This is a genomic window from Ramlibacter sp. GS1-15, from assembly GCF_057785015.1.
The window spans coordinates 2851961-2877580 of the sequence record NZ_JBYNTU010000001.1 but is presented as its reverse complement, the minus strand read 5'-3'; the positions used below and the strand labels follow the sequence as shown (position 1 = coordinate 2877580).

The following is a 25620-nucleotide window of genomic DNA, read 5'->3' as shown; positions in this document are numbered from 1 at the left end:
GGCCGCCTCGCCGGCGTGAGCCGTCAACGCCGAATCGTTAAACTGCCAAGTGAAGGACAAACATGGCAACCCAAGAGCAACTGCTGGCGGCGCTTTCGACCGTCATCGACCCGAACACGGGCAAGGATTTCGTTTCCACGAAGCAGGTGAAGAACCTGCAGGTGGCGGGCGGAGAGGTGTCGTTCGACGTCGAACTCGGCTACCCGGCGAAAAGCCAGATCCCGCAATTGCGCAGCGCGCTCGTCGCGGCCGCCAGGTCGGTGGCGGGGGTGAGCAACGTCTCGGCGAACCTCGCTACCAAAGTCATCGCCCACTCGGTCCAGCGTGGCGTGCAGCTGATGCCGAACGTCAAGAACATCATCGCCGTCGCCTCGGGCAAGGGCGGGGTGGGCAAGAGCACGACAGCGGCGAACCTCGCGCTGGCGCTGGCGGCGGAAGGCGCGCAGGTCGGGCTGCTCGATGCCGACATCTACGGTCCGAGCCAGCCGATGATGATGGGCATCGAGGGGCGTCCGGTCAGCGACGACGGCAAGACCATGGAGCCGATGGAGAACTACGGCGTGCAGGTCATGTCGATCGGCTTCCTCGTGAACCCCGACGAGGCGATGATCTGGCGCGGCCCGATGGCCACGCAGGCGCTTGAGCAGCTCTTGCGCCAGACCAACTGGCGCGAGCTCGACTACCTGATCGTCGACCTGCCGCCCGGCACCGGCGACATCCAGCTCACGCTGTCACAGCGCGTGCCGATGACGGGCGCGGTGATCGTCACCACGCCGCAGGACATCGCGCTGCTGGACGCACGCAAGGGCATCAAGATGTTCGAGAAGGTCGGCGTGCCGATCCTGGGCATCGTCGAGAACATGGCCGTGCACGTGTGCAGCAACTGCGGCCATGCCGAACACATCTTCGGCGAGGGCGGTGGCAAGCGGCTCGCCGAGCAGTACGGCACCGACTACCTCGGCGGCCTGCCGCTGGACATCCGGATCCGCCTGCAGGCCGACAGCGGCAAGCCGACGGTCGTTTCCGAGCCGGACAGCGAAGTCGCGAACATCTACAAGGCGGTCGCGCGCCAGGTGGCGGTGAAGATCGCGCAGAAGGCGAAGGACTTCTCGGCGAAGTTCCCGACGATCACGGTGTCGAAGAACACCTGACGGCGTGCAGCCCGCGCGATGAGCAACGTTCTGGCTTCGATGCGCTACCTGGTGGCGCTCAGCGAGCACAAGCACTACGGGCGGGCGGCGGCCGCGTGCCACATCACGCAGCCGGCGCTGTCGAATGCGATGCGCACGCTGGAGCAGCAGTTCGGCATCGTCATCGTCAAGCGCGGGCGCACGTATGCCGGGCTCACGCCCGAGGGCGAGCGCGTGCTGGCCACGGCCCAGCGCATCCTGCGCGAATACGGGCTGTTGCAGCAGGAGCTCAGCAGCGAGGCGAACCGGCCGCGCGGGCCGATCCGGATGGGCGCGGTGCCCAGTGCCGTCCCGGTGCTCGCACGCTTCGCGGCGCTGCTGCAGGCGCGCCATCCGGGCATCGTGCCGGTGGTGCTGTCGCTCAGCTCGCAGGAGCTGGAGGCGGGCCTGGAGACGTTGTCGCTGGACCTCGCGCTGGGCTACACCGAGCGGATGTCGATGACGCGCAACGCGCAGCTCACGGCCTGGCCGCAATACACCGAGCATTACTTCATGCTGAGGCGCGCCGCCAAACCGCACAGGGACGGCCTGCAGATCGGCGCGAAGATCAAGTGGAAGGACGCGGCGCAGTACCCGATGGCCATGCTCACCCCGGAGATGCACAACCGCACCATCATCGACAGTGCCTTCGTGACTGCGGGCGCGTCGGTCAAACCCGCGTTCGAGACCAATTCCATCCTCGCGCTGGCGCTGAGCGTGGTGGAGGGCAAGGTATGCACGGTCATGCCGGGCGCGCTGGTGGGCACCGTGAGGAATTACCGGGAGCTCGAAGCCTTGCCGCTCACCTCGCCCGACGTCCGGACCCCCATCGGTTTCATGGCCCAGGCGGGCGTGCGCGCCTCTCGCGCACTCGACGCGGCGATCGTCATGGCCCAGGACGCCGCCTGGCTGAGGCACGCGGCCGCGCATTCCGGGCTGCTGGTGGCCTGAGCTACTTCATTCGCCGGCATCGCGATGTTGCGGTGCGGCATTCATGCGCTGAATGGCTGCATGCATACATTCAATTTGACGGTCCTTGGGGGCGGTGCCGACACTAGGTGCACTTTTCAACCGATCGCGAACGATGAATCACCCCGGAACCAGCAGCGAAGTGAAGGCCGTGGCGCTGGCCACCGCCGATGAACTGCGCCAGCGCATCCGCCGCAAGAGCCAGCTGAAAGGCCGCCAGCCCGACGATGTCTCGCTCGAAGAGGTCAGGGCCCTGATCGGCCCCCGGCCCGCCGCCGGCCATCGGCGCGACCTGCTGATCGAGAACCTGCACCTCCTGAACGACGCCTGGCGCGGCCTGCACGACCGCCACCTGGTGGCCTTGGCCAAGGAAATGAACCTGCCGATGGCGGAGGTCTTCGAAGTCGCGACCTTCTACCATCACTTCGAGGTGCTGCGCGAAGGCGACACGCCGGCGCAGCTCACCGTTCGCGTGTGCGACGGCCTCTCGTGCGAGATGGCCGGGGCGCACAAATTGCTCGAAACGCTGCCGAGCCTGCTCGGCGGCGACGTTCGCGTCGTCGCGGCGCCGTGCATCGGCCGCTGCGAACAGGCGCCCGCCGTCGCGGTCGGCCAGCAGGCCGTGCCCCATGCCACGACCGAGAAGGTCGTGCGCTGTGTCGCAGGGGATGCGCCGGCGGTGCCGCAGCACGTGGGCTATGCCGAGTACCGTGCCCAGGGCGGCTACGCGCTGGCTTCGGCCGTCGTGCACGGCGACGACGATCCCGAGCGCATCCTGAAGGCGATGGAAGACTCGGGCCTGCGCGGCCTGGGGGGCGCCGGTTTCCCGGCAGGGCGCAAGTGGCGCATCGTGCGCGGCCAGGCTGCGCCGCGCCTGATGGCGGTGAACATCGACGAGGGCGAGCCCGGCACCTTCAAGGACCGCGTGTACCTCGAGCGCGACCCGCACCGCTTCCTCGAAGGCATGCTGATCGCCGCGCACGTGGTCGGCACCGAGGCGATCTACATCTACCTGCGCGACGAGTACCACGATGCGCGCAAGCTGCTGCAGGCGGAGCTCGCGGCGCTGCAGGCCGACCCGCCGTGCCCGCTGCCGCACATCGAGCTGCGCCGTGGCGCCGGCGCCTACATCTGCGGCGAAGAGTCCGCGATGATCGAGAGCATCGAAGGCAAGCGGGGCGAGCCGCGCATGCGCCCGCCGTACATCGCTCAGGTGGGCCTGTTCGGCCGCCCGACGCTGGAGCACAACTTCGAGACGCTCTACTGGGTGCGCGACATCGTCGAGAAGGGCCCGCAGTGGTTCTCCAGCCACGGCCGCAACGGCCGCAAGGGCCTGCGCAGCTTCAGCGTGAGCGGGCGCGTGAAGAACCCCGGCATGAAGTTCGCACCGGCCGGCATCACGCTGCGCGAACTGGTCGACGAATACTGCGGCGGCATGCAGGACGGGCACGAGCTCTATGCCTACCTGCCCGGCGGCGCCTCGGGCGGCATCCTGCCCGCGAGCCTGGCCGATATCCCGCTGGATTTCGACACCCTCCAGCCCTACGGCTGTTTCATCGGCTCCGCGGCCGTCATCGTGCTGTCGCAGCAGGACAAGGCGCGCGACGCCGCGCTGAACATGATGCGCTTCTTCGCCCACGAGAGCTGCGGGCAGTGCACGCCTTGCCGCGTGGGCACCGCCAAGTCGGCGCTGCTGATGGAAGCGTCCCAGTGGAACAACGAGGTGCTCGAGGACCTGTCGCAGGTCATGGCCGACGCCTCCATCTGCGGCCTCGGGCAGGCCGCTCCCAACCCGATTCGCTGCGTGCAGAAATACTTCCCCCATGAAATCGCGTGACCTGCCCCTGATCGACTTCGAACTGGACGGCCGCACCGTCCAGGCGCTGGAAGGCGAAACCATCCTCAAGGCGGCCGAGCGCTGCGGCGTGGACATCCCGCGCCTGTGCTTCAAGGACGGCTACCGTCCCGACGGCAATTGCCGCTCCTGCGTGGTCGAGATCGACGGCGAACGCACGCTCGCCCCGAGCTGCTGCCGCGCCGTCACGCCCGGCATGAAGGTGAAGGCCACCAGCGAGCGCGCCGTCAAGAGTCAGAAGATGGTGCTCGAGATGCTGCTCGCGGACATGCCGGACCGCGGCTACAAGTGGAACGACGAGATCGGCGCGGCCGGCGAGCACGGCGAGCTGAGCCTGTGGGCCGACCGCATGGGCGTTGAACCGCGCGCCGAGCTGAAGGCGCTGCGCCGCACCGAACCTGCGCCCGACGTGAGCCACCCCGCCATGGCGGTGAACCTGGACGCCTGCATCCAGTGCACGCGCTGCGTGCGCGCCTGCCGCGAGGAGCAGGTCAACGACGTGATCGGCTACGCGATGCGCGGCGCGTCCAGCCAGATCGTGTTCGACCTGGCCGACCCGATGGGCGAGAGCTCCTGCGTCGCCTGCGGCGAATGCGTGCAGGCCTGCCCCACCGGCGCGCTCATGCCCAAGACGCACATCGGCCCGCAGGTGGTGGACCGCAAGGTCGACTCGGTCTGCCCGTTCTGCGGTGTGGGCTGCCTGATCACCTACAACGTGCGCGACGAGAAGATCGTCAGCGTCGATGGCCGCGACGGCCCGGCCAACCACAACCGCCTGTGCGTGAAGGGGCGCTTCGGCTTCGACTACGTGGAGCACCCGCAACGCCTGACCCGACCGCTGATCCGCAAGCCCGGCGTGCCGAAGAACTACGAGGACGCGCCCCGCCCGGGTCACTGGAGCGAGGCCTTCCGCGAAGCGACCTGGGAAGAGGCGCTGGCGTTCGCCGCCGGCGGCCTCAAGCGCCTGCGCGACACGCACGGCAAGAAATCGCTGGCGGGCTTCGGCTCGGCCAAGGGCAGCAACGAAGAGGCCTACCTGTTCCAGAAGCTCGTGCGCACGGGCTTCGGCAGCAACAACGTCGACCACTGCACGCGCCTGTGCCACGCCTCGTCGGTGGCGGCGCTGCTGGAAGGCGTGGGCTCCGGCGCGGTGAGCAACCAGGTGAACGACGTCGAGCATGCGGACATGATCTTCGTGATCGGCTCGAACCCGACGGCCAACCATCCGGTCGCGGCGACCTGGATGAAGAATGCGGCCAAGCGCGGCGCCAAGATCGTCCTGGCCGACCCGCGCGTGACCGACATCGGCCGCCATGCCTGGCGCACCATGCAGTTCAAGCCGGACACCGACGTGGCCATGCTGAACGCGATGATCCACACGGTGATCGAGGAGGGCCTGGTCGACCAGCAGTTCATTCGCGAGCGTGCCAGCAACTACGAGGCGCTGCGCGACAACGTGAAGGGCTACAGCCCCGAGGCGATGGAGCCGATCTGCGGCATTCCGGCGCAGACGATCCGCGAAGTGGCGCGCGAGTTCGCGAAGGCCAAGGGCTCGATGATCCTGTGGGGCATGGGCGTGAGCCAGCACGTGCACGGCACCGACAACGCGCGCTGCCTGATCGCGCTCGTCACCGTCACGGGCCAGATCGGCAAGCCGGGCAGCGGCCTGCATCCGCTGCGCGGCCAGAACAACGTGCAGGGCGCGAGCGACGCGGGCCTGATCCCGATGATGTTCCCCAATTACCAGCGCGTGGACAATACCAAGGTCCACGAGTGGTTCGAGAACTTCTGGGGCACGAAGCTCGACGACCAGCCGGGCTACACGGTGGTGGAGATCATGGACAAGGCGCTGGCCGACGACAGCGACCCGCACAAGATCCGCGGCATGTACATCATGGGCGAGAACCCCGCGATGAGCGACCCGGACCTGAACCATGCGCGTCATGCGCTCGCCTCGCTCGAGCACATGGTGGTGCAGGACATCTTCATGACCGAAACGGCGTGGCTGGCGGACGTGGTGCTGCCCGCCTCGGCCTGGCCCGAGAAGACCGGCACGGTGACCAACACCGACCGGATGGTGCAGCTCGGCAAGCGCGCGCTCAATCCGCCCGGCGATGCGAAGCCGGACCTGTGGATCATCCAGGAACTCGCGAAGCGCATCGGCTGCGACTGGAACTACGAAGGCGAGGAATGCGGCGTGGCCGCGGTCTACGACGAGATGCGCCAGGCGATGCACGAGGCGATCAATGGCGTGACCTGGGATCGCCTGCAGCGCGAATCGAGCGTGACCTACCCCTGCCTGTCGGAAGACGATCCGGGCCAGCCCATCGTGTTCACGCAGAACTTCCCGACGCCGGATGGCCGCGTGAAGCTCGTGCCGGCGGACATCATCCCCGCCAACGAGCGCCCCGACGCCGAATACCCGTTCGTGCTGATCACCGGGCGTCAGCTCGAGCATTGGCACACGGGCAGCATGACGCGTCGTGCGACGGTGCTCGATGCGATCGAGCCGATGGCCACGGCCTCGATGAACAGCAGCGACCTGCAGGCGCTGGGCTTGTCGGCCGGCGACGTGATCACGGTGCGTTCGCGCCGCGGCGAGGTGGCCATCCACCTGCGGCGCGACGACGGCACGCCCAACGGCGCGGTGTTCATCCCGTTCGCCTACTACGAGGCGGCCGCCAACCAGCTCACGAACCCGGCGCTCGACCCGTACGGCAAGATCCCCGAGTTCAAGTACTGCGCCGTGCAGATCCTGCGCGGCGGAACGCCCCGCCCGCCGGCGGGTTATGGCAGCGGCCCCGGCGCCTGAAGTAAAGTGGGCGCATGGAGCGCCCGAGCGTCGAAGTTGCGGTGGTGATGCGTCGCGAGCGCATCGCCAATCGCTGGCAGCCGTGGCGCTGGACGCTGGCCGATGTGGTGCCGCAGGAGGCGGCTTTCGGTACGGCCCCGCGCCTGCTGCTGAAGAACGAGGCCGAGGAGCGCTGGCTTCATCCGGGGTTCACGGTTGAACTTTTCCGCGACGACGTCGAGGGTTACTACCTCAACGTCACGACGGCGGCGCCGGCGTGGTTCGTCCTGTGGCGCATGGAAGAAGAGGTGAGCGTCGCGGACGAGCCGATCGCGCGGCCCGCGATGGTGACGCTGAGCTACCACGATGCGGGCCGCTGGCTCGACGCGCAGGAGATCGTGGAGCAGGTGCCCGCGCCGCCCGACATCGTCGAATGGCTGCGCGAGTTCACCGAAGCCCATTACGTGCCCGAGCCGCGCAAGCGCAAGCGGCCGGAGAGCTTCCAGCGCCTGGAAGACCGCTTCGGCAACCCCGCGTCGGTGACGACGACCAAGAAGTTCGGCGGAGGCAGCGATGGCGGATGATGGATTCCTGTCGCGCTGGTCGAAGCTGAAGACCCAAGCGCGTGAGGACAGGGCCGAGGAGCCGCCGCAGGCGATCGAAGCGCCCGCGGCCACACCTGCGCCGGTCGTTGCCGCGCCTGTCCAGCCGGCCGAGCCTGAGAATCCACCGCCCACGCTCGAAGACACCCGGTCCCTCACCTTCGATTCCGACTTCAGGCGCTTCATCGCCCCCGATGTCGCGCCCGAGGTGAAGAACGCCGCGGTGAAGAAGCTCTTCGCGGACCCGCGCTTCAACGTGCGCGACGCGATGGACGTCTACGCCGACGACTACTCGAAGCCCGACCCGCTGCCCGACTCCATGCTCCGCAAGCTGGCCAGCGCGCAGTTCCTCAAGCTGTTCCAGGAGGAGGACACCGCGGAAAACGCGGATGACGCGGAAAAGCAATCCGTGGCACAGTCCCAGACGCATGCCGACCCTGATCTGCGATTGCAACAAGACGATGCCCCTGCAGGCGAAGACGCTGGGCACGCCCTTGAACCAGGACCTGACCCTGCACACGATGCTGTGCCGCCGCGAGGCGGGAGCGTTCCAGAAGGCGATCCAGGGTAGCGAGGAGGTCGTCGTCGCCTGCACGCAGGAGCAACGGCTTTTCACCGAACTCGCGCAGCAGACCGAAGGCGCGGTCGCCCCGGTCAAGTTCGTGAACATCCGCGAGACCGGCGGCTGGAGCCGCGATGCGGCGCAGGCCATGCCCAAGATCGCGGCGCTGCTCGCGGCGGCGCACCTGCCCGATCCGCAGCCGGTGCCCACCGTGAGCTACAAGAGCGACGGCCGGCTGCTGGTGATCGGGTCCCTCGATGAATGCGAGAAGGTCGCGGCGCTCGTGAGCGACGTGCTGGACGTGACGATCCTCTCGCAAGGCGGAACGGGCGGACAGGCGCGGCGCTGGCCGCAGCTTGCGGGCCGCATCGACAGCATCAAAGGCTGGCTGGGCGCTTTCGAGCTGCGCTTCACGCGCGACAACCCCATCGACCTGGACCTGTGCACGCGCTGCAATGCGTGCATCACGGCCTGTCCCGAGGATGCGATCGGGCTCGACTACCAGATCGACCTGGCCAAGTGCGCGTCCCATCGCGAATGCGTGAAGGTGTGCGAAGCCGTGGGCGCGATCGATTTCGAGCGCGCTGCCCAAGCCGAGTCCGAGACCTTCGACCAGGTGCTCGACCTGCGCGCGCAACCGGCGTTCCTGCAACACGCCAAGCCCCAAGGTTATTTCCACGCGCCAAAGGGCGTGGACCTCGCGATGCTGGTGGAGCTGCGCGACCTGGTCGGCGAATTCGAGAAGCCGAAGTTCTTCGACTACAAGGCCAAGCTCTGCGCCCACAGCCGCAACGAGCAGGTGGGCTGCCATGCCTGCATCGACATCTGTTCGGCCGAGGCGATCAGCAGCGACAAGCATCGCCAGCAGGTCAAGGTGAACCCGAACCTGTGTGTGGGCTGCGGCGCGTGCGCGACGGTCTGCCCGACGGGCGCGATCTCGTACGCCTATCCGCAGGCGGGCGAGCAGGCCGTCAGGTTGAAGACCCTGATTTCGACGTATGCGCGTGCGGGCGGGCGGAAGGCCGTCGTGCTGCTGCACAGCCAGGAACGCGGGCAGGCCCTGATCGAGGAGCTCGGTCGCGCCGCGCAGCTCGGTGTCGCGCACGGCGTGCCGGCGAACGTGATCCCCGTGCCGCTGTGGCACGCGGCGAGTGCCGGCATCGACCTGTGGCTGGCGGCGATCGCCTATGGCGCGGCGCAGGTCGCGGTGCTGATGACCGGCGAAGAGGCGCCCCAGTACCGCGACGCCTTGCGTGACCAGATGGCCGTCGCGCAAACGATCCTGAACGGGCTGGGCTACGCCGGGACGCATTTCACACTGGTCGAGGCGAAGCACTTGAGCGACCTCGACCAGGAACTGCGCCTGCTTGCCGCGCGCGATGCAGAGGTCCCTGCCGAGCGCGCGGGCTTCGCGGTCCCCGCCGAAAAGCGCACGGCACTCGAGCTCGCGCTCGATCACCTGGTCGCGGGCGCGAAGAACGCCGTGGATGCGATAGCGTTGCCGGCTGCTTCGCCTTTCGGTGCCGTGGCCGTCGACAAGGACAAGTGCACCCTCTGCATGAGCTGCGTCGGCGCCTGTCCCGCGAGTGCGCTGCAGGACAACCCGTCGGCGCCGCAGCTGCGCTTCGTCGAGAAGAACTGCGTGCAGTGCGGGTTGTGCGTGCAGACCTGCCCCGAAGACGCGATCACGCTGGTGCCGCGATTGCTGGCCACGCCCGCGCGCAAGGAAGCTCGCGTCCTCAATGAAACCAGGCCGTACGCCTGCATTCGTTGCGGCAAGCCTTTCGGCACTCTCAAGGGCATCGAGGCGATGATCGGCAAACTCGCCGGCCACGCGATGTTCCAGGGCCCGGCGCTCGAGCGGTTGAAGATGTGCGGCGACTGCCGCGTGATCGACATCTACTCCGCGCGGGACGAAGTGAAGATCACCGACCTATGAGTGAACGCATCCCGGTCACGTCGGCGCTCGACGAGGAGATGGCACGCGCCGAGGTGTACGGGTTGCTCGCGCAGCTCTATTACGCGCCGGCCGGGCACGAGCTGATGGAAGCGATCCGCCTGGCCCCGACCGAAGCGCCCGCCGCCGGCGCCTTCCTAGAGGAGCCGTGGCGCGAGTTCGTCGGCGCCGCGCGGGCCATGGGCGATGCGCAGGTCGCAGGCGAGTACGACGCGCTGTTCGGAGGCGTCGGCAGGCCCGAGCTCTATCTCTACGGCTCGCACTACCTCAGCGGCTTCCTGAACGAAAAGCCGCTGGCCCGCCTGCGCACCGAACTCGCGGCGCTCGGCCTCGAGCGCGACGAGGCGATGCCCGAGACCGAGGACCACTTCGCCTACCTGTGCGAGGTGATGCGCTACCTGGTGGCCGGTGACGACGTGGCTGTCGCGAACCTGACGACACAGCGCGAGTTCTTCTCGGCGCACATCCAGCCCTGGGCCCACGAGATGTGCGAAGCCATCGCGGCTCATCCGAAAGCCAGGTTCTACGCTGCGCTCGCCGGCTTCACCCGCGCCTTCCTCAACGTCGAGGCGCAGGGGTTCGACATGCTCGCCTGATGCACTGCAACATCGAATGCGTGCGGACGCATGCTTTCGATGTTCGGGCTTGCCCGGGTGTTGGCATGCTTGCGGCAGCCCCTGTGCGGAGATACAGTCGGCTGGCGAACCCATGCACGCCAATGCATATGCGCGTGCATCAAGGAGAACGACGAATGAGCCAGCCGAATCGCAAGTTGTCGCGCCGGACCTTGTTCGCGGGCGTTGGGACTGCGGGGGCCGTTGCAGCGGCAGCCACGCTGTTGCCTCGCACCGTGCAACAGCCGTCCGAAACCGTCGCCGAGCCGCAACCCGCTCCCGAAAGGGGCGGCGGCTACCGGGTCACGGAACACGTCAAGCGTTACTACAAGAGCACGCTGATCTGACTCCCCGCAGGAGACATCCATGTTGCTGACCAAAAAGCCGGGTGGCGCCCACGGGCGCGCATCCGATGCCGGGCGCTCGCCCTTCGTCCACAGCCTGCAGCGCGGCCTGGCGCAGGCGATTCCCACGATGGACCGCCGTGCATTCCTGCGCCGCTCGGGCCTCGGGGTCGGCGTGGGTATCGCCGCGTCGCAGCTGTCGCTGGTGAAAAAAGCGCGTGCCGCCGACGGCCGGCCCGATGTCGTGGGTAAGGGCAAGATCGAGGTGAAGCGCACCGTCTGCAGCCACTGCTCGGTGGGCTGCGCGATCGACGCCGTGGTCGAGAACGGCGTGTGGGTGCGGCAGGAGCCGGTGTTCGATTCGCCGATCAACCTGGGTGCGCATTGCGCCAAGGGCGCGGCGATCCGCGAGCACGGCCATGGCGAATACCGCCTGCGCTATCCGATGAAGCTGGTCAACGGCAAGTACGAGCGCATCTCCTGGGACCAGGCGTACAACGAGATCGCGCAGCGCATGCTGGACATCCGCAAGCAGAGCGGCCCCGACGCCGTGTTCTGGGTCGGCTCGTCCAAGCACAGCAACGAGCAGTCCTACCTGCTGCGCAAGTTCGTCAGCCTCTGGGGCAGCAACAACTGCGATCACCAGGCGCGCATCTGCCACTCCACCACGGTCGCGGGCGTCGCGAACACGTGGGGCTACGGCGCGATGACGAATTCGTACAACGACCTGCAGAACGCCAGGTGCGCGATGTACATCGGCTCCAACGCGGCCGAGGCGCACCCGGTCTCGATGCTGCACATGCTCCACTCGAAGGAGAACGGCTGCAAGCTGATCGTGGTCGATCCGCGCTTCACGCGCACGGCCGCCAAGGCCGACGAGTACGTGCGCATCCGCTCGGGCTCGGACATCCCGTTCCTGTTCGGGATGCTGTATCACATCTTCAAGAACAACTGGGCCGACGAGAAGTACATCCACGACCGTGTGTACGGCATGGACGAAGTGAAGAAGGACGTGATGGCCAAGTGGACGCCGGACAAGGTCGAAGAGGCCTGCGGCGTGCCCGAAGCGCGCGTCTACCAGATCGCCGAGATGATGGCCAAGAACAAGCCGTCGACGGTGGTGTGGTGCATGGGCCAGACCCAGCACACCACAGGCAACGCGATCGTGCGCGCCTCGTGCATCCTGCAGCTGGCGCTGGGCAACATCGGCGTGCCCGGCGGCGGCGCCAACATCTTCCGCGGCCACGACAACGTGCAGGGCGCCACCGACGTGGGCCCCAACCCCGATTCGCTGCCCGGCTACTACGGCATCGTCGAAGGCTCCTGGAAGCATTTCGCCAAGGCCTGGGGCGTGGACTTCGAGTGGCTGAAGAAGCAGTTCGCCTCGCCGGCGATGATGTCCAAGCCGGGCATCACGGTGTCGCGCTGGATCGACGGCGTGCTCGAGAAGAACGAGCTGATCGACCAGGACTCGAACCTGCGAGCGCTGGTGTTCTGGGGTCACGCGCCGAACTCGCAGACGCGCGGCCTGGAAATGAAGCGGGCGATGGACAAGCTCGACCTGCTGGTCGTGATCGATCCGTACCCGTCGGCCACCGCCGCGATGGCCGCGATGCCGGGCAAGCCCGAAGACCTCAACCCGAACCGTGCGGTGTACCTGCTGCCCGCCGCCACGCAGTTCGAGACCAGCGGCTCGGTCACGGCGTCGAACCGCTCGCTGCAGTGGCGCGAGAAGGTGATCGACCCGCTCTGGGAAAGCCGCAGCGACCAGATGATCATGCACCAGCTGGCCGAGAAGTTCGGCTTCGCCAAGGAGCTGTCCAAGAACTACAAGATGCAGAAGGTCAAGGGCATGGACGAGCCGCTGCCCGACGACATCCTGCGCGAGATCAACATCACCTGCTGGTCCATCGGCTACACGGGCCAGAGCCCCGAGCGGCTGAAGGCGCACATGAAGAACATGGCGGCCTTCGACGTGAAGACGCTGCGCTGCAAGGGCAACGTCAAGGACCAGGAGACGGGCTACGACCTCACGGGCGACTACTTCGGCCTGCCGTGGCCGTGCTACGGCACGCCGCAGCTGAAGCACCCCGGCACGCACGTCCTGTACAACACGGCGCAGCACGTGATGGACGGCGGCGGCAACTTCCGCGCGAACTTCGGCGTGGAGCGCAACGGCGTGAACCTGCTCGCCGAGGACGGCTCGTTCTCCAAGGGCGCCGAGATCCAGACCGGCTATCCCGAGTTCGACCACGTCCTGATGAAGAAGCTGGGCTGGTGGGATGAACTGACGGACGCCGAGAAGGTCGCGGCCGAGGGCAAGAACTGGAAGACCGACATGTCGGGCGGGATCATCCGTGTCGTCATGAAGAACCACGGCTGCCACCCGTTCGGCAATGCCAAGGCGCGGGCCGTGGTGTGGAACTTCCCGGATGGCGTGCCGCAGCACCGCGAGCCGCTGTACAGCACCCGGCCGGATCTCGTCGCCAAGTACCCGACGCACGACGACAAGAAGGCGTTCTGGCGGCTGCCGACGCTCTACAAGACCATCCAGGAGAAGAACGTCCAGGACAAGGTGGCCGAGAAGTTCCCGCTGATCCTCACGTCCGGCCGCCTGACGGAATACGAAGGCGGTGGCGAGGAGACGCGCTCCAATCCGTGGCTCGCGGAGCTGCAGCAGGAGTCCTTCGTCGAGATCAACCCGAAGGCGGCGGCCGAGCGCGGCATCCGTAACGGCGACCGCGTGTGGCTGCTGACGCCGACCGGCGCACGCCTGAACGTGCAGGCGCTGGTCACCGAGCGTGTCGGGCCGGACACCTGCTGGATGCCGTTCCACTTCTCGGGGCGCTGGCAGGGCACGGACCTGCTGCCCTACTACCCGAACGGCGCCCACCCGGTCGTGCGCGGCGAGGCCGTCAACACCGCCACCACCTACGGCTACGACAGCGTGACGATGATGCAAGAGACGAAGACGACGATCTGCAACGTTGAGAGGGCCTGACCATGGCGCGCATGAAATTCATCTGCGACTCGGAGCGCTGCATCGAGTGCAACAGTTGCGTCACGGCCTGCAAGAACGAGCACGAGGTGCCGTGGGGCGTGAACCGCCGTCGCGTGGTCACGCTGAACGACGGCGTTCCCGGCGAACGCTCGATCTCCGTGGCCTGCATGCACTGCTCCGACGCACCCTGCATGGCGGTGTGCCCCGTGCAGTGCTTCTACCGCACCGACGAGGGCGTGGTGCTGCACGACAAGGACGTGTGCATCGGCTGCGGCTACTGCAGCTATGCGTGCCCGTTCGGTGCGCCGCAGTTCCCGTCGGAAGGCCAGTTCGGCGTGCGCGGCAAGATGGACAAGTGCACCTTCTGCGCCGGCGGGCCGGAGACCAACGGCTCCGAAGCGGAGTTCGAGAAGTACGGGCGCAACCGCCTCGCCGAAGGCAAGCTTCCGGCCTGCGCCGAGATGTGTTCCACCAAGGCGCTGCTGGGCGGCGACGGCGATGTGGTCGCGGACATCTTCCGCAACCGCGTCGTCAAGCGCGGCAAGGGCGCCGAGGCCTGGGGCTGGGGCACCGCCTACGGCTCGAAACAGGCCGGCCAGCCGGGAGGCCAGAAGTCATGAGCAGGCGCGTCATCTACATCGTCTGGCCGCTCGCGCTGATCGCCGCGTGCACCGAGCAGCCGCAGACCATCAGCAGCAACGCGCGCGCGGACACGGCGGCCTTCCAGGGCGGCTCGGCCTTCACCGTGCCGGGCTGGAAGCCGGGCGACAAGACCAGCTGGGAATCGCAGATGAAGACCCGGCTGCAAATGGGCCAGAACGACTACAACAAGGTGCCCTGATGCGGGCCGCGCGATCGCTTCTCTGTGCGGTGATGTTCGCCAGCGGCCTCGCGCTGGCGCAGCAACCCGCCGCCCCCAGGCATGACGAGCCGCCGCCGGCGCCGTCGCTGGGTGGCATCCAGGGCCAGAACATCCTCGAGGTCAAGCCCGAGGTGAAGCCGGACGCGAGCTCCGACCCCAACTACCTCAAGCAGAACAACGCCGAGCGCAACCGCGTCCAGCCCGGCAACAACGCGCCGATGTACCGCGACATCCAGCGCGGCGCCGAAGGCTTCACCAATTATCCGAAGGACAAGTACCCCGAAATGGGTGTGCTGATCCAGGCGCCGGTGCAGTACCCGGGCAGCGCTTACGTCACGGCCGGCGAGGCCTGGCGCGAGGTGCGCAACAACTGGATCGTGCCGTACGGCGGCGCGCTGATCGTCATCTTCGCGCTGGCCCTCGCGATCTTCTACTTCACGCGCGGCCGCATCGGCCACCATGACGCGGTCGGTGGCGGTGGCATGCGCATCGAGCGCTTCACGCCCTTCGAGCGCGCAGCGCACTGGACCAACGCCATCGCCTTCAGCGTGCTGGCGATCTCGGGCATCGTGATGGCCTTCGGGCGCTTCTTCATGCTGCCGGTGCTGGGGCGCCAGCTCTACGGCCCGCTCACCTATTTCCTCAAGACGCTGCACAACTTCTTCGGCCCGCTGTTCACGGTATCGATCATCATCGTGATCATCACGTTCATCAAGGACGAGTTCCCGAGGCGGGGCGACATGAACTGGATGCTCAAGCTCGGCGGCGTATTCAACAAGGAAGGCGGCGAGCCGCCCACCCACCGCTTCAACGCGGGCGAGAAGGTGGTGTTCTGGATCGGCGCGATCGTGCTGGGCTTCTTCGTGGTGAGTTCGGGCCTGTCGCTCGACAAGCTGCTGCCCATCGAGTACACGCGCCAGACCATGCAGTGGTCGCACATGTTCCATGCCACGGCGGCCGTGCTGATGATCTGTGTGCTGGGCTTCCACGCCTACCTCGGCACCGCCGGCGTGCGCGGCGCCTACACCGCGATGCGCCATGGCTATGTGGACGAGGCGTGGGCACAGGAACACCACGGCTACTGGTACGAGGACATCAAGTCCGGCAAGATCCCCGCCCAACGCAGCCAGCCGCTCGTCGCTGCGGCGCCCGAGGAGAAGAGCGCATGAAGAAGACCTTGTTGGCCCTGGCGGCGATGGCCGTCACCCTGGGCACGATGGCGAAACTGCCGCCGCCCGACGATGCCGCCAAGGCCAAGGCCGCCGAGACCGCGGCCAAGGCGGCGTGGCAATCCAAGGTGGATGCCTATCAGCTGTGCAAGTCCCAGGACAAGATCGCAGCCAAGTACGGCAAGCACAACGGCAAGGAGGCTTCGAAGAGCGCCATGCCGGTGGCCGCCACGCCTGCCGCCTCCGCCGCGTCGGGCGCTGCTTCGGCAGCGTCGGGCTCCACGCCCACGCCCGCCGTCGCGTCCGCGCCGCCGCCTTGCGCCGATCCCGGCCCGTTCGCATACAACCCGCCGGACCAGAAACCGCTGGAAACGTCGGGCGCGCATTCGCCTTCGGGCACGGCCGCGAGCCCGCCCAGCGTCAAGCCCAATTCGGCGGAGATGGGCGGCAAGAAGTAGGTTCCGGCCGGAGGCGGGGAATAATCGCCTCATGGCATTGCCTTTCCTCACCCACGCCAGCGCGCCGCTCACGTGCGCGGTCGAGGTCGTCGACGAGTACGGCGAGCGCGGCACCACGTCGATTCCCGCCGAGCGCCCGCTGACGGTGTATGTCGACCGGCGCGAGCTTGTGACGCTGATGACTCTCGGTGCCCATCCCGAGTGGCTGGTGCTGGGCTACCTGCGCAACCAGCGGCTGGTGCGTTCGCTCGACGAAATCGAGTCGATCACCGTGGACTGGGAGGTCGGGGCCGCGGCCGTGAAAACGCGCCGCGGCATCGCCAAGCTCAAGGAGCGTACCTCGCGACGCGTCATCACGACAGGCTGTGGGCAGGGCAGCGTGTTCGGCGGCCTCATGGACGAGATCGAATCCGTCCGCCTGCCCGAGGCGACGATCACGCAGGCGCAGCTCTATGGCCTGGTGAACGCGATCCGGCTGCAGGAGAGCACGTACAAATCGGCGGGCTCGGTGCACGGCTGTGCCTTGTTCCAGGGCGAGACCATGCTGCTGTTTGTGGAGGACGTCGGCCGGCACAACGCGATCGACACCATCGCCGGCTGGATGTGGCTGCAGGACGCTGCGATGCCCACGCACGACAAGGTGTTCTACACGACGGGTCGCCTGACGAGCGAGATGATCATCAAGTCCGCGCAGATGGGCGTGCCCATCGTCGTCTCGCGCAGCGGCATCACGCAGATGGGCCACCAGGTCGCACAGCAATTGGGCCTGTGTGCGATCGGCCGCGCGACCAACAAGCGCTTCCTCTGCTACGCCGGCGCGCATCGGCTGCAACTGCAGCCGGAACTCGCCGGGCCGAAGCTGCGCGCAGTGGCATGATCCCGCCGATGGCGGACGCTGCTTCCCGATTGCCCCTTCACACCTGGATACACGAAGGCCTGCGCGCCGGCGTGCTGCTGCGCCCGCGCGTCGGCGCGGCGCAGCCCGCACCCTGGCAGGTCTTCGCGGTCGTCGTGCTCTGGTCGCTGCTGGACATCGGCCTCGGCTGGTTCGAGGTCGCGGGCGACGTGCAGTTCGACGTGCGTGGCTGGCTCGCGCCATGGTGGACCACGGGCGCGATGCTGCTGATGGCGTGGTGGGCGCTGCCCCCGGCGCAGGAGGATGCAGGCCGGCCGCGCGGGCTGGCGGCCTGGTTCGCCCTGTGGTTCACGGCGATGGCGCCGGCCACCCTGGTGTCGCAGCTGATCAGCATCGCGCAGGCGCAGGACATGCTGCCCGAAAGGCTCCAGAGCGGGCCCGCCGCATGGACCCTTTACGCGCTGCTGTGGGTCTGGTTGCTCGCCGTCCTCGTGCGGCTGTCGTTGGCGTTCGGCCTCACCCCCAGGCGCAACGTGGCGCTGGCCGCGGGCCTGGTCGGGCTCTTCGCGATCGCGACCGTGGAATTCCCCGACCGGCCCTGGCAGGCGGATGCTTCGGAGCTGGCGCAGGAAGGCCCACCGCGCCTGGAGCTCTCGCAGGAAACCTTCGAGACGCAGCAGGGCGTGTGGCGGCAGGCCCTCGCGAGCCTCGCGCCGCAGCGGCCGGGCGTGATCGACGTCTACGGCATCGTCTTCGCGCCCTATGCCGACGATGACGTCTTCCTGCGCGAGAGCACGATGGTCAGGCAGGTGCTGCAGGACCGGTTCGATGCCGGCGGCCGCGTGCTCCAGCTCGCGAACCACGCGACGACGGCCGACTCCCTGCCGTGGGCGACGCCGCTGAACCTCGAGCGTGCGATCGGCGCCGTGGCCGGCAAGATGGACCGCGAGCACGATGTGCTGTTCGTCTATCTCACGTCGCACGGGGCGCAGGATTTCCAGCTCGCGGCATCGAATCCGCCGCTGGCCGTGGATACGGTCAGCCCGGGCGAACTGCGCCAGGCGCTGGACAACGCTGGCATCCGCAACCGCGTGATCGTCATCTCGGCCTGTTTCGCGGGCGGCTGGGTCGGCCCGATCGCGGACGACCACACGCTGGTGATGACCGCGGCCGACGCGACCCACACCTCGTTCGGCTGCGGCTCGGGCTCGGAGCTCACCTTCTTCGGCCGTGCGGTGTTCGACGAGCAGTTGCGCCGCACGCACTCGCTGGAGCAGGCGTTCGCCGCGGCGGTGCCCGTGATCAGGAAGCGCGAAGAGGAAGCGGGCAAGGCCGACGGTTTTTCCAATCCGCAGATCCTCGTGGGCGAGGGGATCCGCCCGGTGCTGAAAGCCCTGGAGCAGCGGCTCGATGCCCACTGATGCCATGCCTAATCGGCGCATGAGAATTGGAAGCTAAGCTGCGCCCATGACCTCCGCCTGGCAGCTCGGTTGGCGCACGCTGGTGCGCGACATGCGCGCTGGCGAGCTGCGCCTGCTGATCATCGCCGTGACCTTGGCGGTCGCGGCCCTGACGGCGGTGGGATTCTTCGCCGACCGGCTCAAGGGCGGGCTCGCGCGCGATGCACGCCAGCTGCTCGGCGGCGATGCCCTCGTCATCAGCGACAGGCCCACGCCGCCCTCGTTCGTCGCGAAGGCGCGCGAGCTCGGGTTGCGCACCGTTACGACCGAGACCTTTCCCACGATGGCACGCGCGTCCGAAGCCAGGGGCGGTGCCGCGCGGCTGGTTGCGCTGAAGGCGGTGCCGCCGTCCTATCCCTTGCGCGGGCGGCTCGGTGTGGCGACGCAGCCGGAAAGCGAGGAGGAGCCGGCGCAGGGCGTCCCGCCGCCTGGCGAGGCCTGGGTCGACCCTTCGCTGCTCGAATCCCTGGAGCTGTCGGTCGGCGACGAGATCCTGCTGGGCGATTCACGCATGCGCATCGGCCGGATCATCACGCGCGAGCCCGATCGCGAGGTGGGCTTCCTCGGCTTCGCGCCCCGCGTGATGATCAACGACGCGGACCTGCCGGCCAGCCACCTGATCCTGCCGGCCAGCCGGGTCGCTTACCGCTTTGCCGTCGCCGGGCCCGATGCGGCAGTGGGTCGCTTCACGAAATGGGCGGACGCCGAGGCGAAGAAGCCCGAGGTTCGCGGCGTGCGCGTGGAGTCGTTCGAAAGCGGGCGTCCCGAGATGCGGCAGACGCTGGATCGCGCCGAGAAATTCCTGAACCTGGTCGCACTGCTCGCCGCGCTGCTCAGCGCCGTCGCCGTCGCCCTCGCGGCGCGCGGGTTCGCCTCGAGGCACCTGGACGACTGCGCGATGCTGCGCGTGCTGGGCCAGAGCCAGCGAAGGATCGCGTGGGCCTACACGATCGAGTTCGGCATCGTCGGGATTGCCGCGAGCGTCGTCGGCGTCGTGCTCGGGCTGGGGGTGCACTTCGTCTTCATCCGCCTCCTGGCGGGCCTGGTGTCGTCCGGCCTGCCCGCGCCGGGCGTGTGGCCGGGCCTGTTCGGCCTGGGCATGGGCCTGACGCTGCTGTTCGCCTTCGGCCTGCCACCGGTGCTGCAGCTCGCGCAGGTGCCGCCGCTGCGAGTGATCCGGCGCGATGTGGGCAACCTCAAGCCCGCATCGATCCTGGTGCTCGCCGTCGGCGTGGCCGGGTTCGCCGCGCTGCTGCTGGGCGCGAGCAGCGACATCGTGCTGGGCGGCATGGCCGTCGGTGGCTTCGCCGGCGCGGTGGTGCTGTTCGCGCTCCTGAGCTGGATCGCGGTGAAGCTGCTGCGCGTGTCCGTGAACGAGGCGACGGCGCCGCGCTGGCTGGTGCTCGCGACGCGCCAGATCTCCGCGCGGCCCGCCTACGCCGTGGTGCAGGTGAGTGCGCTGGCCGTGGGCCTGCTCGCGCTGGTGCTGCTGGTGCTGCTGCGCACGGACCTGATCGCGAGCTGGCGGCAGGCCACGCCGCCCGATGCGCCGAACCGGTTCGTGATCAACGTGATGCCGGAGCAGGCCCAGGACTTCCAGGCGGCGCTGGGGTCGGCCGGCGTGGACAAGTACGACTGGTTCCCCATGATCCGCGGGCGCCTGGTCGCCGTGAACGGCCGCAGCGTCACACCCGACGACTACGCGGAAGACCGCGCGAAACGGCTGGTGGACCGCGAATTCAACCTGTCGACCACGCCCGTGAAACCCGTGCACAACGAAGTCGTCGCGGGGCGATGGACCGAGAACGAGGAGGGCGCGGTGAGCGTCGAGGAAGGCATCGCGAAGACGCTGGGCCTGCGGCTGGGCGACAGCTTGCGCTTCGACATCGGCGGCATCACCACCGACGCGAAGATCACGTCGCTGCGCAAGGTCGACTGGAGTTCCATGCGTGCCAACTTCTTCGTGATCTACCCGGTCAAGGAACTCAGGGACGTGCCGGTGACGTACATGACGGCGTTCCGCGCGCCGCCGCGTCGCGGCTTCGACAACGAGCTGGTCAAGCGCTTCCCGAACATCACGGACGTCGACATGACCGCGACCATCAACCAGGTGCAGGGCGTGCTGGACAAGGTGATCCGCGCCGTCGAATTCCTGTTCGGCTTCACGCTGGCCGCGGGCGTGGCGGTGCTGTTCGCGGCCGTGACGGCCACGCGCGAGGAGCGCGCGCGCGAGTTCGCGATCATGCGTGCCGTCGGTGCCAGCGGCGCGCTGCTGCGGAAGGTGCAAAGGGCCGAGCTCGTGGGTGTCGGCCTGCTCGCCGGGTTCCTGGCCAGCGTGGTGGCGAGTGTGGTCGGCTGGGGCATGGCCCGTTACGCGTTCGGTTTCGACTGGACCGCCTCGGGCTGGGTGCCCCTGTTCGGCGCCATCGCGGGGGCTGTGCTCGCGCTCGCTGCGGGCTGGTGGGGACTGCGCGAGGTGCTCAATCGCCCCGTCGTGGAAACCTTGCGTCGCGCGGCCGAATAGCGGGAGCCTGGGTGGCGGAGAAACGGGCCTGCGTTGGGCCGAGAAGGGGCTGGAGGCTAGGCGCGGGAACGGGTCAATACTCGATGTATTGACCCGTTTTCGTAACGACGCATACGGCCCCTTATCGGCCCAACCCTCCGGGCCATCCACCAGAAACGCGTCATGCGTTGTTACGGGCTCCTTATGTGGATCGACCACACTGCCTCGCCCGCGCCTAGCCTGACGCGTTTCTGGTGGCGGCGCTGGCCCGTTTCTCCGCCACCCAGGCTCCTGCGCGAAAATCGGGGGGATGCAAACCCCTTTCGAGTGGATCGGCGGCGAAGAGAAGGTGAAACTGCTCGTCGAACGCTTTTACGACCTGATGGACCTGGAGCCGGCGTACGTGGACTTGCGCGCGACGCACGGCAGCGAGCTTGCCCGTGCGCGGCAGAACCTGTTCTGGTTCCTGTGCGGCTGGCTCGGCGGGCCCGACTACTACATCGAGCGCTTCGGCCACCCGCGCCTGCGCGCGCGGCACATGCCGTTCGCGATCGGCATCAAGGAGCGCGACCAGTGGCTTGCCTGCATGGACCAGGCGATGGGCGAAGTCGATGTGGACGCGCCCCTGCGTGAGCGGCTGCGCGAGAGCTTCTCGCAGACCGCCGACTGGATGAGGAACACGCCGGGCTAGGCCCCCGGAATAGACGGGCGCAGCAGCACCACCAAGGCCCCTGCGCCGCCTTCATCGGCTCGCGCCTGCACGAAGGCGAGCACCTCGTCCTTCTGCATCAGCCAGCTTTGCACCTTGCCTTTGAGCACGGGCGTCTTGCCGGGCGAGCCCAGCCCCTTGCCGTGCACGACGCGCACGCAGCGCCAGCCGCGCTTGCCGGCTTCGCGCAGGAACGCGGCGAGCGCCCCGCGCGCCTCGTCGCGCCGCAGGCCGTGAAGATCGATCTCGCCCTGGATGCTCCAGCCGCCGCGGCGCAATTTGCGCGTCACGTCGGCACCGACGCCCGGCCGGCGAAAGCTCAGCGCCTCGTCGATATCCAGCAGGGTCGTCGCGTCGAATTCGTCGCTGAGCGCCTCCTGCAGCACGCGCTGCTCGTCGAGACGCTGCTGCACGGGCACAGGCAGCGGCTGCTCGGGGGCGAGGTGCACGCGCCGGTGCTTGGCGTGGTGTTCGCGCAGCGGCTTCACGTCGCCGGCTGCGCGCACGAACAAGGTCCGCTCCGCGTGCGCCTTGTGTTCCGCCTCCTGGCGCGCCTGCTCCTGCGTCGCCGCGAACAGGCGCTCCTCGGCGAGCTTCTTGCCGATGGCGTGCAGGTCCTGGAGCGACTTCAGTTTCATTTCAGGGAAGGCCAGTCAAAGAAGGCCCTTTTCGGCCATCGAGAGGGCTTGACCCGGCGCGACGATCACGTGATCGAGCACGCGCACGTCGATCAGGGCCAGCGCGCCTTTCAGCGTCTGGGTGAGCGCCTCGTCCGCGCGCGACGGCTGCACCGTCCCGCTCGGGTGGTTGTGCGCGAGCACGACCGCCGCCGCCTCGAGCTGCAACGCGCGCTGCACGACCTCGCGCGGGTAGACGCTGGTTTGTGTCAGCGTGCCGCGGAAGAGTTCCTCCATGGCGATGAGCCGGTTCTGCGCGTCGAGGAACAGCACGGCGAACACCTCGTGCGGCTTGCGCGCCAGGTGCATCTGCAGATAGTGCTTCACCGCATCGGGTGAACCGAAGACCTCGCGCTCCTTCAGCTGCTGCGCGAGGGCGCGGCGCGCAAGTTCCATCACGGCGACCAGCTCGGCCCGCTTGGCGGGCCCGCCCAGGCCATTGATGCGCTTCAGGTCCTCGGCCGCAGTGTGCAAAAGTCCCGCGATTCCGCCGAAAGTTCCGAGAACTTCATCTGCCATCTGCAGCACGCCCTTGTCCTTCGTGCCGGTGCGCAGGAGCAGGGCGAGCAGCTCGGAGTCGCTGAGCGCACCGGCGCCGCGCGCGAGCAGCTTCTCGCGCGGGCGGGCGTCGGCGGGAAGGGTCTTGAGCGACATCGGGGCGTGGACCAAGGCCAGGTTTCTACAATAGGAACCAGTTTATCGGGACTTCCATGGTTTCCACCCCGCACCGGATCGAGCGCGGCTCCTTCCTCACCTTGCATTACCGGCTGTCCGGCCCGGAAGGCGACATCATCAACACCTTCGCGGACAAGCCGGCCACGCTCACGCTGGGCACGGGCGAACTGTCGCCGGCCGTCGAGGAGCGCCTGATCGGCCTGGAGGAGGGCACGCACGCGGTGATCGACATTCCGGCCGGCGCCGCCTTCGGCGAGCGCAACCCGGACATGGTGCAGTGGGTCGCACGCAGGTTGCTCAACGAGCTGGGCGACGCGCACGAGCAGTACCACGTCGGCGAAGTCGTGCAGTTCCCGACGCCCGACGGCCTGTCCAGTTATGCGGGCCACGTGAAGCAGGTCGAGGAGGACGCCGTGCTGTTCGACTTCAACCACCCGCTCGCAGGCCAGCCCGTCACCTTCGAAGTCAAAGTGATCGGCGTGCTATGACCCTGGCCAAAGAGATCGTGCTCGCCGAGCCGCGCGGTTTCTGCGCGGGGGTCGATCGCGCCATCGAGATCGTCGAGCGCGCGCTCGCGAAGTTCGGTGCGCCGATCTACGTGCGCCACGAGATCGTGCACAACACCTTCGTGGTGAACGACCTCAAGGCCCAGGGCGCGATCTTCATCGAGGACCTGGCCGAGGTTCCGCCCGGTGCGACGCTGATCTTCTCGGCCCACGGCGTGAGCAAGGCCGTGGAAGAAGAGGCGAAGCGGCGCGGCTTCAACGTGTTCGACGCCACCTGCCCGCTCGTGACCAAGGTGCACGTGGAGGTCGCCAAGCTGGCGAAGGAAGGCTACGAGTTCATCATGATCGGCCACAAGGGACACCCCGAGGTCGAAGGCACGATGGGCCAGCTCGATCACGGCATCCACCTGGTCGAGGACGTGGCGGATGTGGCGCATGTGCAGCCTGCGCAGGCCGAGAAGCTCGCGGTCGTCACGCAGACCACGCTTTCCGTCGATGACGCAGCCGAAATCACGGCCGCGGTGAAGGCCCGCTTCCCGAGCATCCGCGAGCCGAAGCAGCAGGACATCTGCTATGCCACCCAGAACCGGCAGGACGCGGTGAAGATGATGGCGCGGCAGGTGGACGTGGTGATCGTCGTGGGCAGCCCGACCAGCTCGAACAGCAACCGCCTGGCGGAACTCGCGCGCAAGCTGGGCGTGCCGGCATACATGGTCGACAGCATCGACGACCTGAAGGCCGAATGGCTCGAAGGCAAGGAGCGCGTCGGCCTCACGGCCGGTGCGTCGGCGCCCGAGGTGCTGGTCAAGGCCGTGGTGCGCAGGATCCGCTCGCTGGGAGCGGTGTCGGTGCGCAGGATGGACGGTATCGAGGAGACGGTGAAGTTCCCGCTGCCCAAGGGCCTCAAACTGTGAACCGCGCCGAGATCGAGCGCGCGGCCCATCGCTTCGCGCGCGATCACGCGCACTTCATCCGCCGCACGCCCCTGTGGAAACTGCCCGGCCGCGCGCTCGGCGTGCCATGCGAGGAGGTCTGGCTCAAGCTCGAACACCTGCAGGCCAGCGGCAGCTTCAAGGCCCGCGGCATGCTCAATCGCCTGCTCTCGCACCCCATTCCGGCCAGCGGCGTGATCGTCGCGTCGGGCGGCAACGCGGGCATCGCCACGGCGGCGGCCGCGAAAGAGCTGGGCGTGAAATGCGAGGTCTTCGTGCCGACGGTGTCCAGTCCCGCTAAGCAGCAGAAGCTGCGCGAGCTCGGCGCCGAAGTGGTCGTCACGGGCAGCGTGTACGCCGAAGCGCTCGAGGCGTGCCTCGCGCGCCAGCAGAAAACGGGCGCGCTGCTCACGCATGCGTACGACCAGCCCGAGGTGGTGACCGGCGCCGGCACGATCGCCCAGGAGATCGAGGAGCAGGGCGGGGCGGTGCCCGATGCCGTGCTCGTGAGCGTCGGCGGCGGCGGGCTGGTCGCCGGCATCGCCTCGTGGTTCGAGGACCGCGCGCGCGTCGTCGCCCTGGAGCCCGAACTCGCGCCGACGCTGTACCGCGCGCGTGAAGCCGGCCGGCCGGTCGACGTCGCCGTGAGCGGCATAGCGGCCGATTCACTGGGCGCCAAGCGCGTCGGCACGCTGGCGTGGGAGATCGCGCAGCGCTGGGTCAGGGAATCGCACCTGCTGCCCGACGAGGCGATCCGCGATGCGCAGTCGGCGCTCTGGAAACAGTTCAAGCTCGCCGTCGAACCGGCGGCAGCCTTGCCTCTGGCGGCCCTGCGCGCGGGCATCGCGGCCGATGTTCAGCGGCCCTGCCTTGTGATCTGCGGCGCGAACCTCGATCCTGCCACTTTAGGCTGACATTCGGTCCCAGCAAAGATGACATTTGCCATTGT

General features: G+C 68.0%; 23 protein-coding genes. 21 read left to right on the top strand and 2 right to left on the bottom strand.

The features are described 5' to 3' along the window. The first annotated feature begins 62 nt into the window (after positions 1–62). The 18 genes from apbC to AC3EF3_RS14265 all read left to right on the top strand — a co-directional run bounded on the left by apbC (position 63) and on the right by AC3EF3_RS14265 (position 21863). Positions 63–1151 (top strand): iron-sulfur cluster carrier protein ApbC, encoded by a 1089-nt coding sequence (gene apbC, locus AC3EF3_RS14350; protein ID WP_488532822.1) that lies wholly within the window; start codon positions 63–65, stop codon positions 1149–1151. 18 nt (positions 1152–1169) lie between these two features. Continuing rightward, positions 1170–2120, top strand: a complete 951-nt coding sequence (locus tag AC3EF3_RS14345; RefSeq protein WP_488532821.1) for a LysR family transcriptional regulator — start codon at positions 1170–1172, stop codon at positions 2118–2120. A gap of 133 nt (positions 2121–2253) precedes the next feature. After that, complete coding sequence (locus tag AC3EF3_RS14340) at positions 2254–3975, top strand: NADH-ubiquinone oxidoreductase-F iron-sulfur binding region domain-containing protein (RefSeq protein WP_488532820.1); 1722 nt, start codon at positions 2254–2256, stop codon at positions 3973–3975. Further along, a complete protein-coding gene (gene fdhF, locus AC3EF3_RS14335; RefSeq protein ID WP_488532819.1) occupies positions 3962–6805 on the top strand; it encodes a formate dehydrogenase subunit alpha in 2844 nt (947 codons plus the stop codon). The genes AC3EF3_RS14340 and fdhF overlap by 14 nt, the downstream gene beginning before the upstream one ends. Positions 6806–6819: 14 nt before the next feature. Next, positions 6820–7368 (top strand): DUF3305 domain-containing protein, encoded by a 549-nt coding sequence (locus tag AC3EF3_RS14330; RefSeq protein WP_488532818.1) that lies wholly within the window; start codon positions 6820–6822, stop codon positions 7366–7368. Next, positions 7358–7957 carry a DUF3306 domain-containing protein gene (locus AC3EF3_RS14325; protein ID WP_488532817.1) on the top strand — a complete coding sequence of 200 codons (600 nt, stop codon included), beginning with the start codon at positions 7358–7360 and terminating at the stop codon, positions 7955–7957. The genes AC3EF3_RS14330 and AC3EF3_RS14325 overlap by 11 nt, the downstream gene beginning before the upstream one ends. Next, the gene (locus AC3EF3_RS14320; protein WP_488533800.1) at positions 7848–9887 is read left to right on the top strand and encodes a 4Fe-4S binding protein; all 2040 of its coding nucleotides are present in this window, start codon (positions 7848–7850) and stop codon (positions 9885–9887) included. Before AC3EF3_RS14325 ends, AC3EF3_RS14320 begins: the two co-directional genes overlap by 110 nt. Continuing rightward, entirely contained in the window at positions 9884–10501 is a 618-nt protein-coding gene (locus AC3EF3_RS14315) for a TorD/DmsD family molecular chaperone (protein WP_488532816.1), read from the top strand. The genes AC3EF3_RS14320 and AC3EF3_RS14315 overlap by 4 nt, the downstream gene beginning before the upstream one ends. Positions 10502–10656: 155 nt before the next feature. After that, on the top strand, positions 10657–10866 hold the full coding sequence (locus AC3EF3_RS14310) for a formate dehydrogenase (protein ID WP_488532815.1): 210 nt from the start codon (positions 10657–10659) through the stop codon (positions 10864–10866). A gap of 19 nt (positions 10867–10885) precedes the next feature. After that, positions 10886–13864, top strand: a complete 2979-nt coding sequence (locus tag AC3EF3_RS14305) for a formate dehydrogenase subunit alpha (protein WP_488532814.1) — start codon at positions 10886–10888, stop codon at positions 13862–13864. Positions 13865–13866: 2 nt separating this feature from the next. Beyond that, complete coding sequence (gene fdh3B / locus AC3EF3_RS14300) at positions 13867–14484, top strand: formate dehydrogenase FDH3 subunit beta (protein WP_488532813.1); 618 nt, start codon at positions 13867–13869, stop codon at positions 14482–14484. Next, entirely contained in the window at positions 14481–14705 is a 225-nt protein-coding gene (locus AC3EF3_RS14295) for a hypothetical protein (protein ID WP_488532812.1), read from the top strand. The genes fdh3B and AC3EF3_RS14295 overlap by 4 nt, the downstream gene beginning before the upstream one ends. Continuing rightward, positions 14705–15895 (top strand): formate dehydrogenase subunit gamma, encoded by a 1191-nt coding sequence (locus AC3EF3_RS14290; protein ID WP_488532811.1) that lies wholly within the window; start codon positions 14705–14707, stop codon positions 15893–15895. Before AC3EF3_RS14295 ends, AC3EF3_RS14290 begins: the two co-directional genes overlap by 1 nt. Then, complete coding sequence (locus tag AC3EF3_RS14285; protein ID WP_488532810.1) at positions 15892–16353, top strand: hypothetical protein; 462 nt, start codon at positions 15892–15894, stop codon at positions 16351–16353. Before AC3EF3_RS14290 ends, AC3EF3_RS14285 begins: the two co-directional genes overlap by 4 nt. Positions 16354–16384: 31 nt before the next feature. Beyond that, entirely contained in the window at positions 16385–17230 is an 846-nt protein-coding gene (locus AC3EF3_RS14280) for a formate dehydrogenase accessory sulfurtransferase FdhD (RefSeq protein ID WP_488532809.1), read from the top strand. A gap of 8 nt (positions 17231–17238) precedes the next feature. Further along, complete coding sequence (locus AC3EF3_RS14275) at positions 17239–18630, top strand: C13 family peptidase (protein ID WP_488532808.1); 1392 nt, start codon at positions 17239–17241, stop codon at positions 18628–18630. Positions 18631–18676: 46 nt separating this feature from the next. Further along, a complete protein-coding gene (locus AC3EF3_RS14270) occupies positions 18677–21193 on the top strand; it encodes an ABC transporter permease (protein WP_488532807.1) in 2517 nt (838 codons plus the stop codon). A 289-nt stretch (positions 21194–21482) separates the two neighbouring features. After that, positions 21483–21863, top strand: coding sequence for a group II truncated hemoglobin (locus tag AC3EF3_RS14265; RefSeq protein ID WP_488532806.1), 381 nt, complete (start codon positions 21483–21485; stop codon positions 21861–21863). Here AC3EF3_RS14265 and AC3EF3_RS14260 read toward each other — a convergent pair. Both AC3EF3_RS14260 and radC read right to left on the bottom strand, forming a co-directional pair. Beyond that, positions 21860–22519, bottom strand: a complete 660-nt coding sequence (locus AC3EF3_RS14260) for a Smr/MutS family protein (protein ID WP_488532805.1) — start codon at positions 22517–22519, stop codon at positions 21860–21862. The genes AC3EF3_RS14265 and AC3EF3_RS14260 overlap by 4 nt on opposite strands. A 15-nt stretch (positions 22520–22534) precedes the next feature. Beyond that, on the bottom strand, positions 22535–23212 hold the full coding sequence (radC, locus tag AC3EF3_RS14255) for a RadC family protein (protein WP_488533799.1): 678 nt from the start codon (positions 23210–23212) through the stop codon (positions 22535–22537). 56 nt (positions 23213–23268) lie between these two features. Here radC and AC3EF3_RS14250 point away from each other — a divergent pair, with 56 nt between their 5' ends. From AC3EF3_RS14250 to AC3EF3_RS14240, 3 genes are read left to right on the top strand one after another with little or no spacing between them, the layout of a single operon-like run. Further along, positions 23269–23721: an FKBP-type peptidyl-prolyl cis-trans isomerase gene (locus AC3EF3_RS14250; protein WP_488532804.1), complete on the top strand. Its 453-nt coding sequence runs from the start codon at positions 23269–23271 to the stop codon at positions 23719–23721. Continuing rightward, positions 23718–24653, top strand: a complete 936-nt coding sequence (gene ispH / locus AC3EF3_RS14245) for a 4-hydroxy-3-methylbut-2-enyl diphosphate reductase (RefSeq protein ID WP_488532803.1) — start codon at positions 23718–23720, stop codon at positions 24651–24653. The genes AC3EF3_RS14250 and ispH overlap by 4 nt, the downstream gene beginning before the upstream one ends. Continuing rightward, a complete protein-coding gene (locus tag AC3EF3_RS14240) occupies positions 24650–25585 on the top strand; it encodes a threonine/serine dehydratase (protein ID WP_488532802.1) in 936 nt (311 codons plus the stop codon). The genes ispH and AC3EF3_RS14240 overlap by 4 nt, the downstream gene beginning before the upstream one ends. The last annotated feature ends 35 nt before the right edge of the window (positions 25586–25620 follow it).

Bases quoted from the DNA above. Each gene is read 5' to 3' on its own strand.
- apbC (WP_488532822.1), top strand. From the start codon at position 63: ATGGCAACCCAAGAGCAACTGCTGGCGGCGCTTTCGACCGTCATCGAC.
- AC3EF3_RS14345 (WP_488532821.1), top strand. From the start codon at position 1,170: ATGAGCAACGTTCTGGCTTCGATGCGCTACCTGGTGGCGCTCAGCGAG.
- AC3EF3_RS14340 (WP_488532820.1), top strand. From the start codon at position 2,254: ATGAATCACCCCGGAACCAGCAGCGAAGTGAAGGCCGTGGCGCTGGCC.
- fdhF (WP_488532819.1), top strand. From the start codon at position 3,962: ATGAAATCGCGTGACCTGCCCCTGATCGACTTCGAACTGGACGGCCGC.
- AC3EF3_RS14330 (WP_488532818.1), top strand. From the start codon at position 6,820: ATGGAGCGCCCGAGCGTCGAAGTTGCGGTGGTGATGCGTCGCGAGCGC.
- AC3EF3_RS14325 (WP_488532817.1), top strand. From the start codon at position 7,358: ATGGCGGATGATGGATTCCTGTCGCGCTGGTCGAAGCTGAAGACCCAA.
- AC3EF3_RS14320 (WP_488533800.1), top strand. From the start codon at position 7,848: ATGCCCCTGCAGGCGAAGACGCTGGGCACGCCCTTGAACCAGGACCTG.
- AC3EF3_RS14315 (WP_488532816.1), top strand. From the start codon at position 9,884: ATGAGTGAACGCATCCCGGTCACGTCGGCGCTCGACGAGGAGATGGCA.
- AC3EF3_RS14310 (WP_488532815.1), top strand. From the start codon at position 10,657: ATGAGCCAGCCGAATCGCAAGTTGTCGCGCCGGACCTTGTTCGCGGGC.
- AC3EF3_RS14305 (WP_488532814.1), top strand. From the start codon at position 10,886: ATGTTGCTGACCAAAAAGCCGGGTGGCGCCCACGGGCGCGCATCCGAT.
- fdh3B (WP_488532813.1), top strand. From the start codon at position 13,867: ATGGCGCGCATGAAATTCATCTGCGACTCGGAGCGCTGCATCGAGTGC.
- AC3EF3_RS14295 (WP_488532812.1), top strand. From the start codon at position 14,481: ATGAGCAGGCGCGTCATCTACATCGTCTGGCCGCTCGCGCTGATCGCC.
- AC3EF3_RS14290 (WP_488532811.1), top strand. From the start codon at position 14,705: ATGCGGGCCGCGCGATCGCTTCTCTGTGCGGTGATGTTCGCCAGCGGC.
- AC3EF3_RS14285 (WP_488532810.1), top strand. From the start codon at position 15,892: ATGAAGAAGACCTTGTTGGCCCTGGCGGCGATGGCCGTCACCCTGGGC.
- AC3EF3_RS14280 (WP_488532809.1), top strand. From the start codon at position 16,385: ATGGCATTGCCTTTCCTCACCCACGCCAGCGCGCCGCTCACGTGCGCG.
- AC3EF3_RS14275 (WP_488532808.1), top strand. From the start codon at position 17,239: ATGGCGGACGCTGCTTCCCGATTGCCCCTTCACACCTGGATACACGAA.
- AC3EF3_RS14270 (WP_488532807.1), top strand. From the start codon at position 18,677: ATGACCTCCGCCTGGCAGCTCGGTTGGCGCACGCTGGTGCGCGACATG.
- AC3EF3_RS14265 (WP_488532806.1), top strand. From the start codon at position 21,483: ATGCAAACCCCTTTCGAGTGGATCGGCGGCGAAGAGAAGGTGAAACTG.
- AC3EF3_RS14260 (WP_488532805.1), bottom strand. From the start codon at position 22,519: ATGAAACTGAAGTCGCTCCAGGACCTGCACGCCATCGGCAAGAAGCTC.
- radC (WP_488533799.1), bottom strand. From the start codon at position 23,212: ATGTCGCTCAAGACCCTTCCCGCCGACGCCCGCCCGCGCGAGAAGCTG.
- AC3EF3_RS14250 (WP_488532804.1), top strand. From the start codon at position 23,269: ATGGTTTCCACCCCGCACCGGATCGAGCGCGGCTCCTTCCTCACCTTG.
- ispH (WP_488532803.1), top strand. From the start codon at position 23,718: ATGACCCTGGCCAAAGAGATCGTGCTCGCCGAGCCGCGCGGTTTCTGC.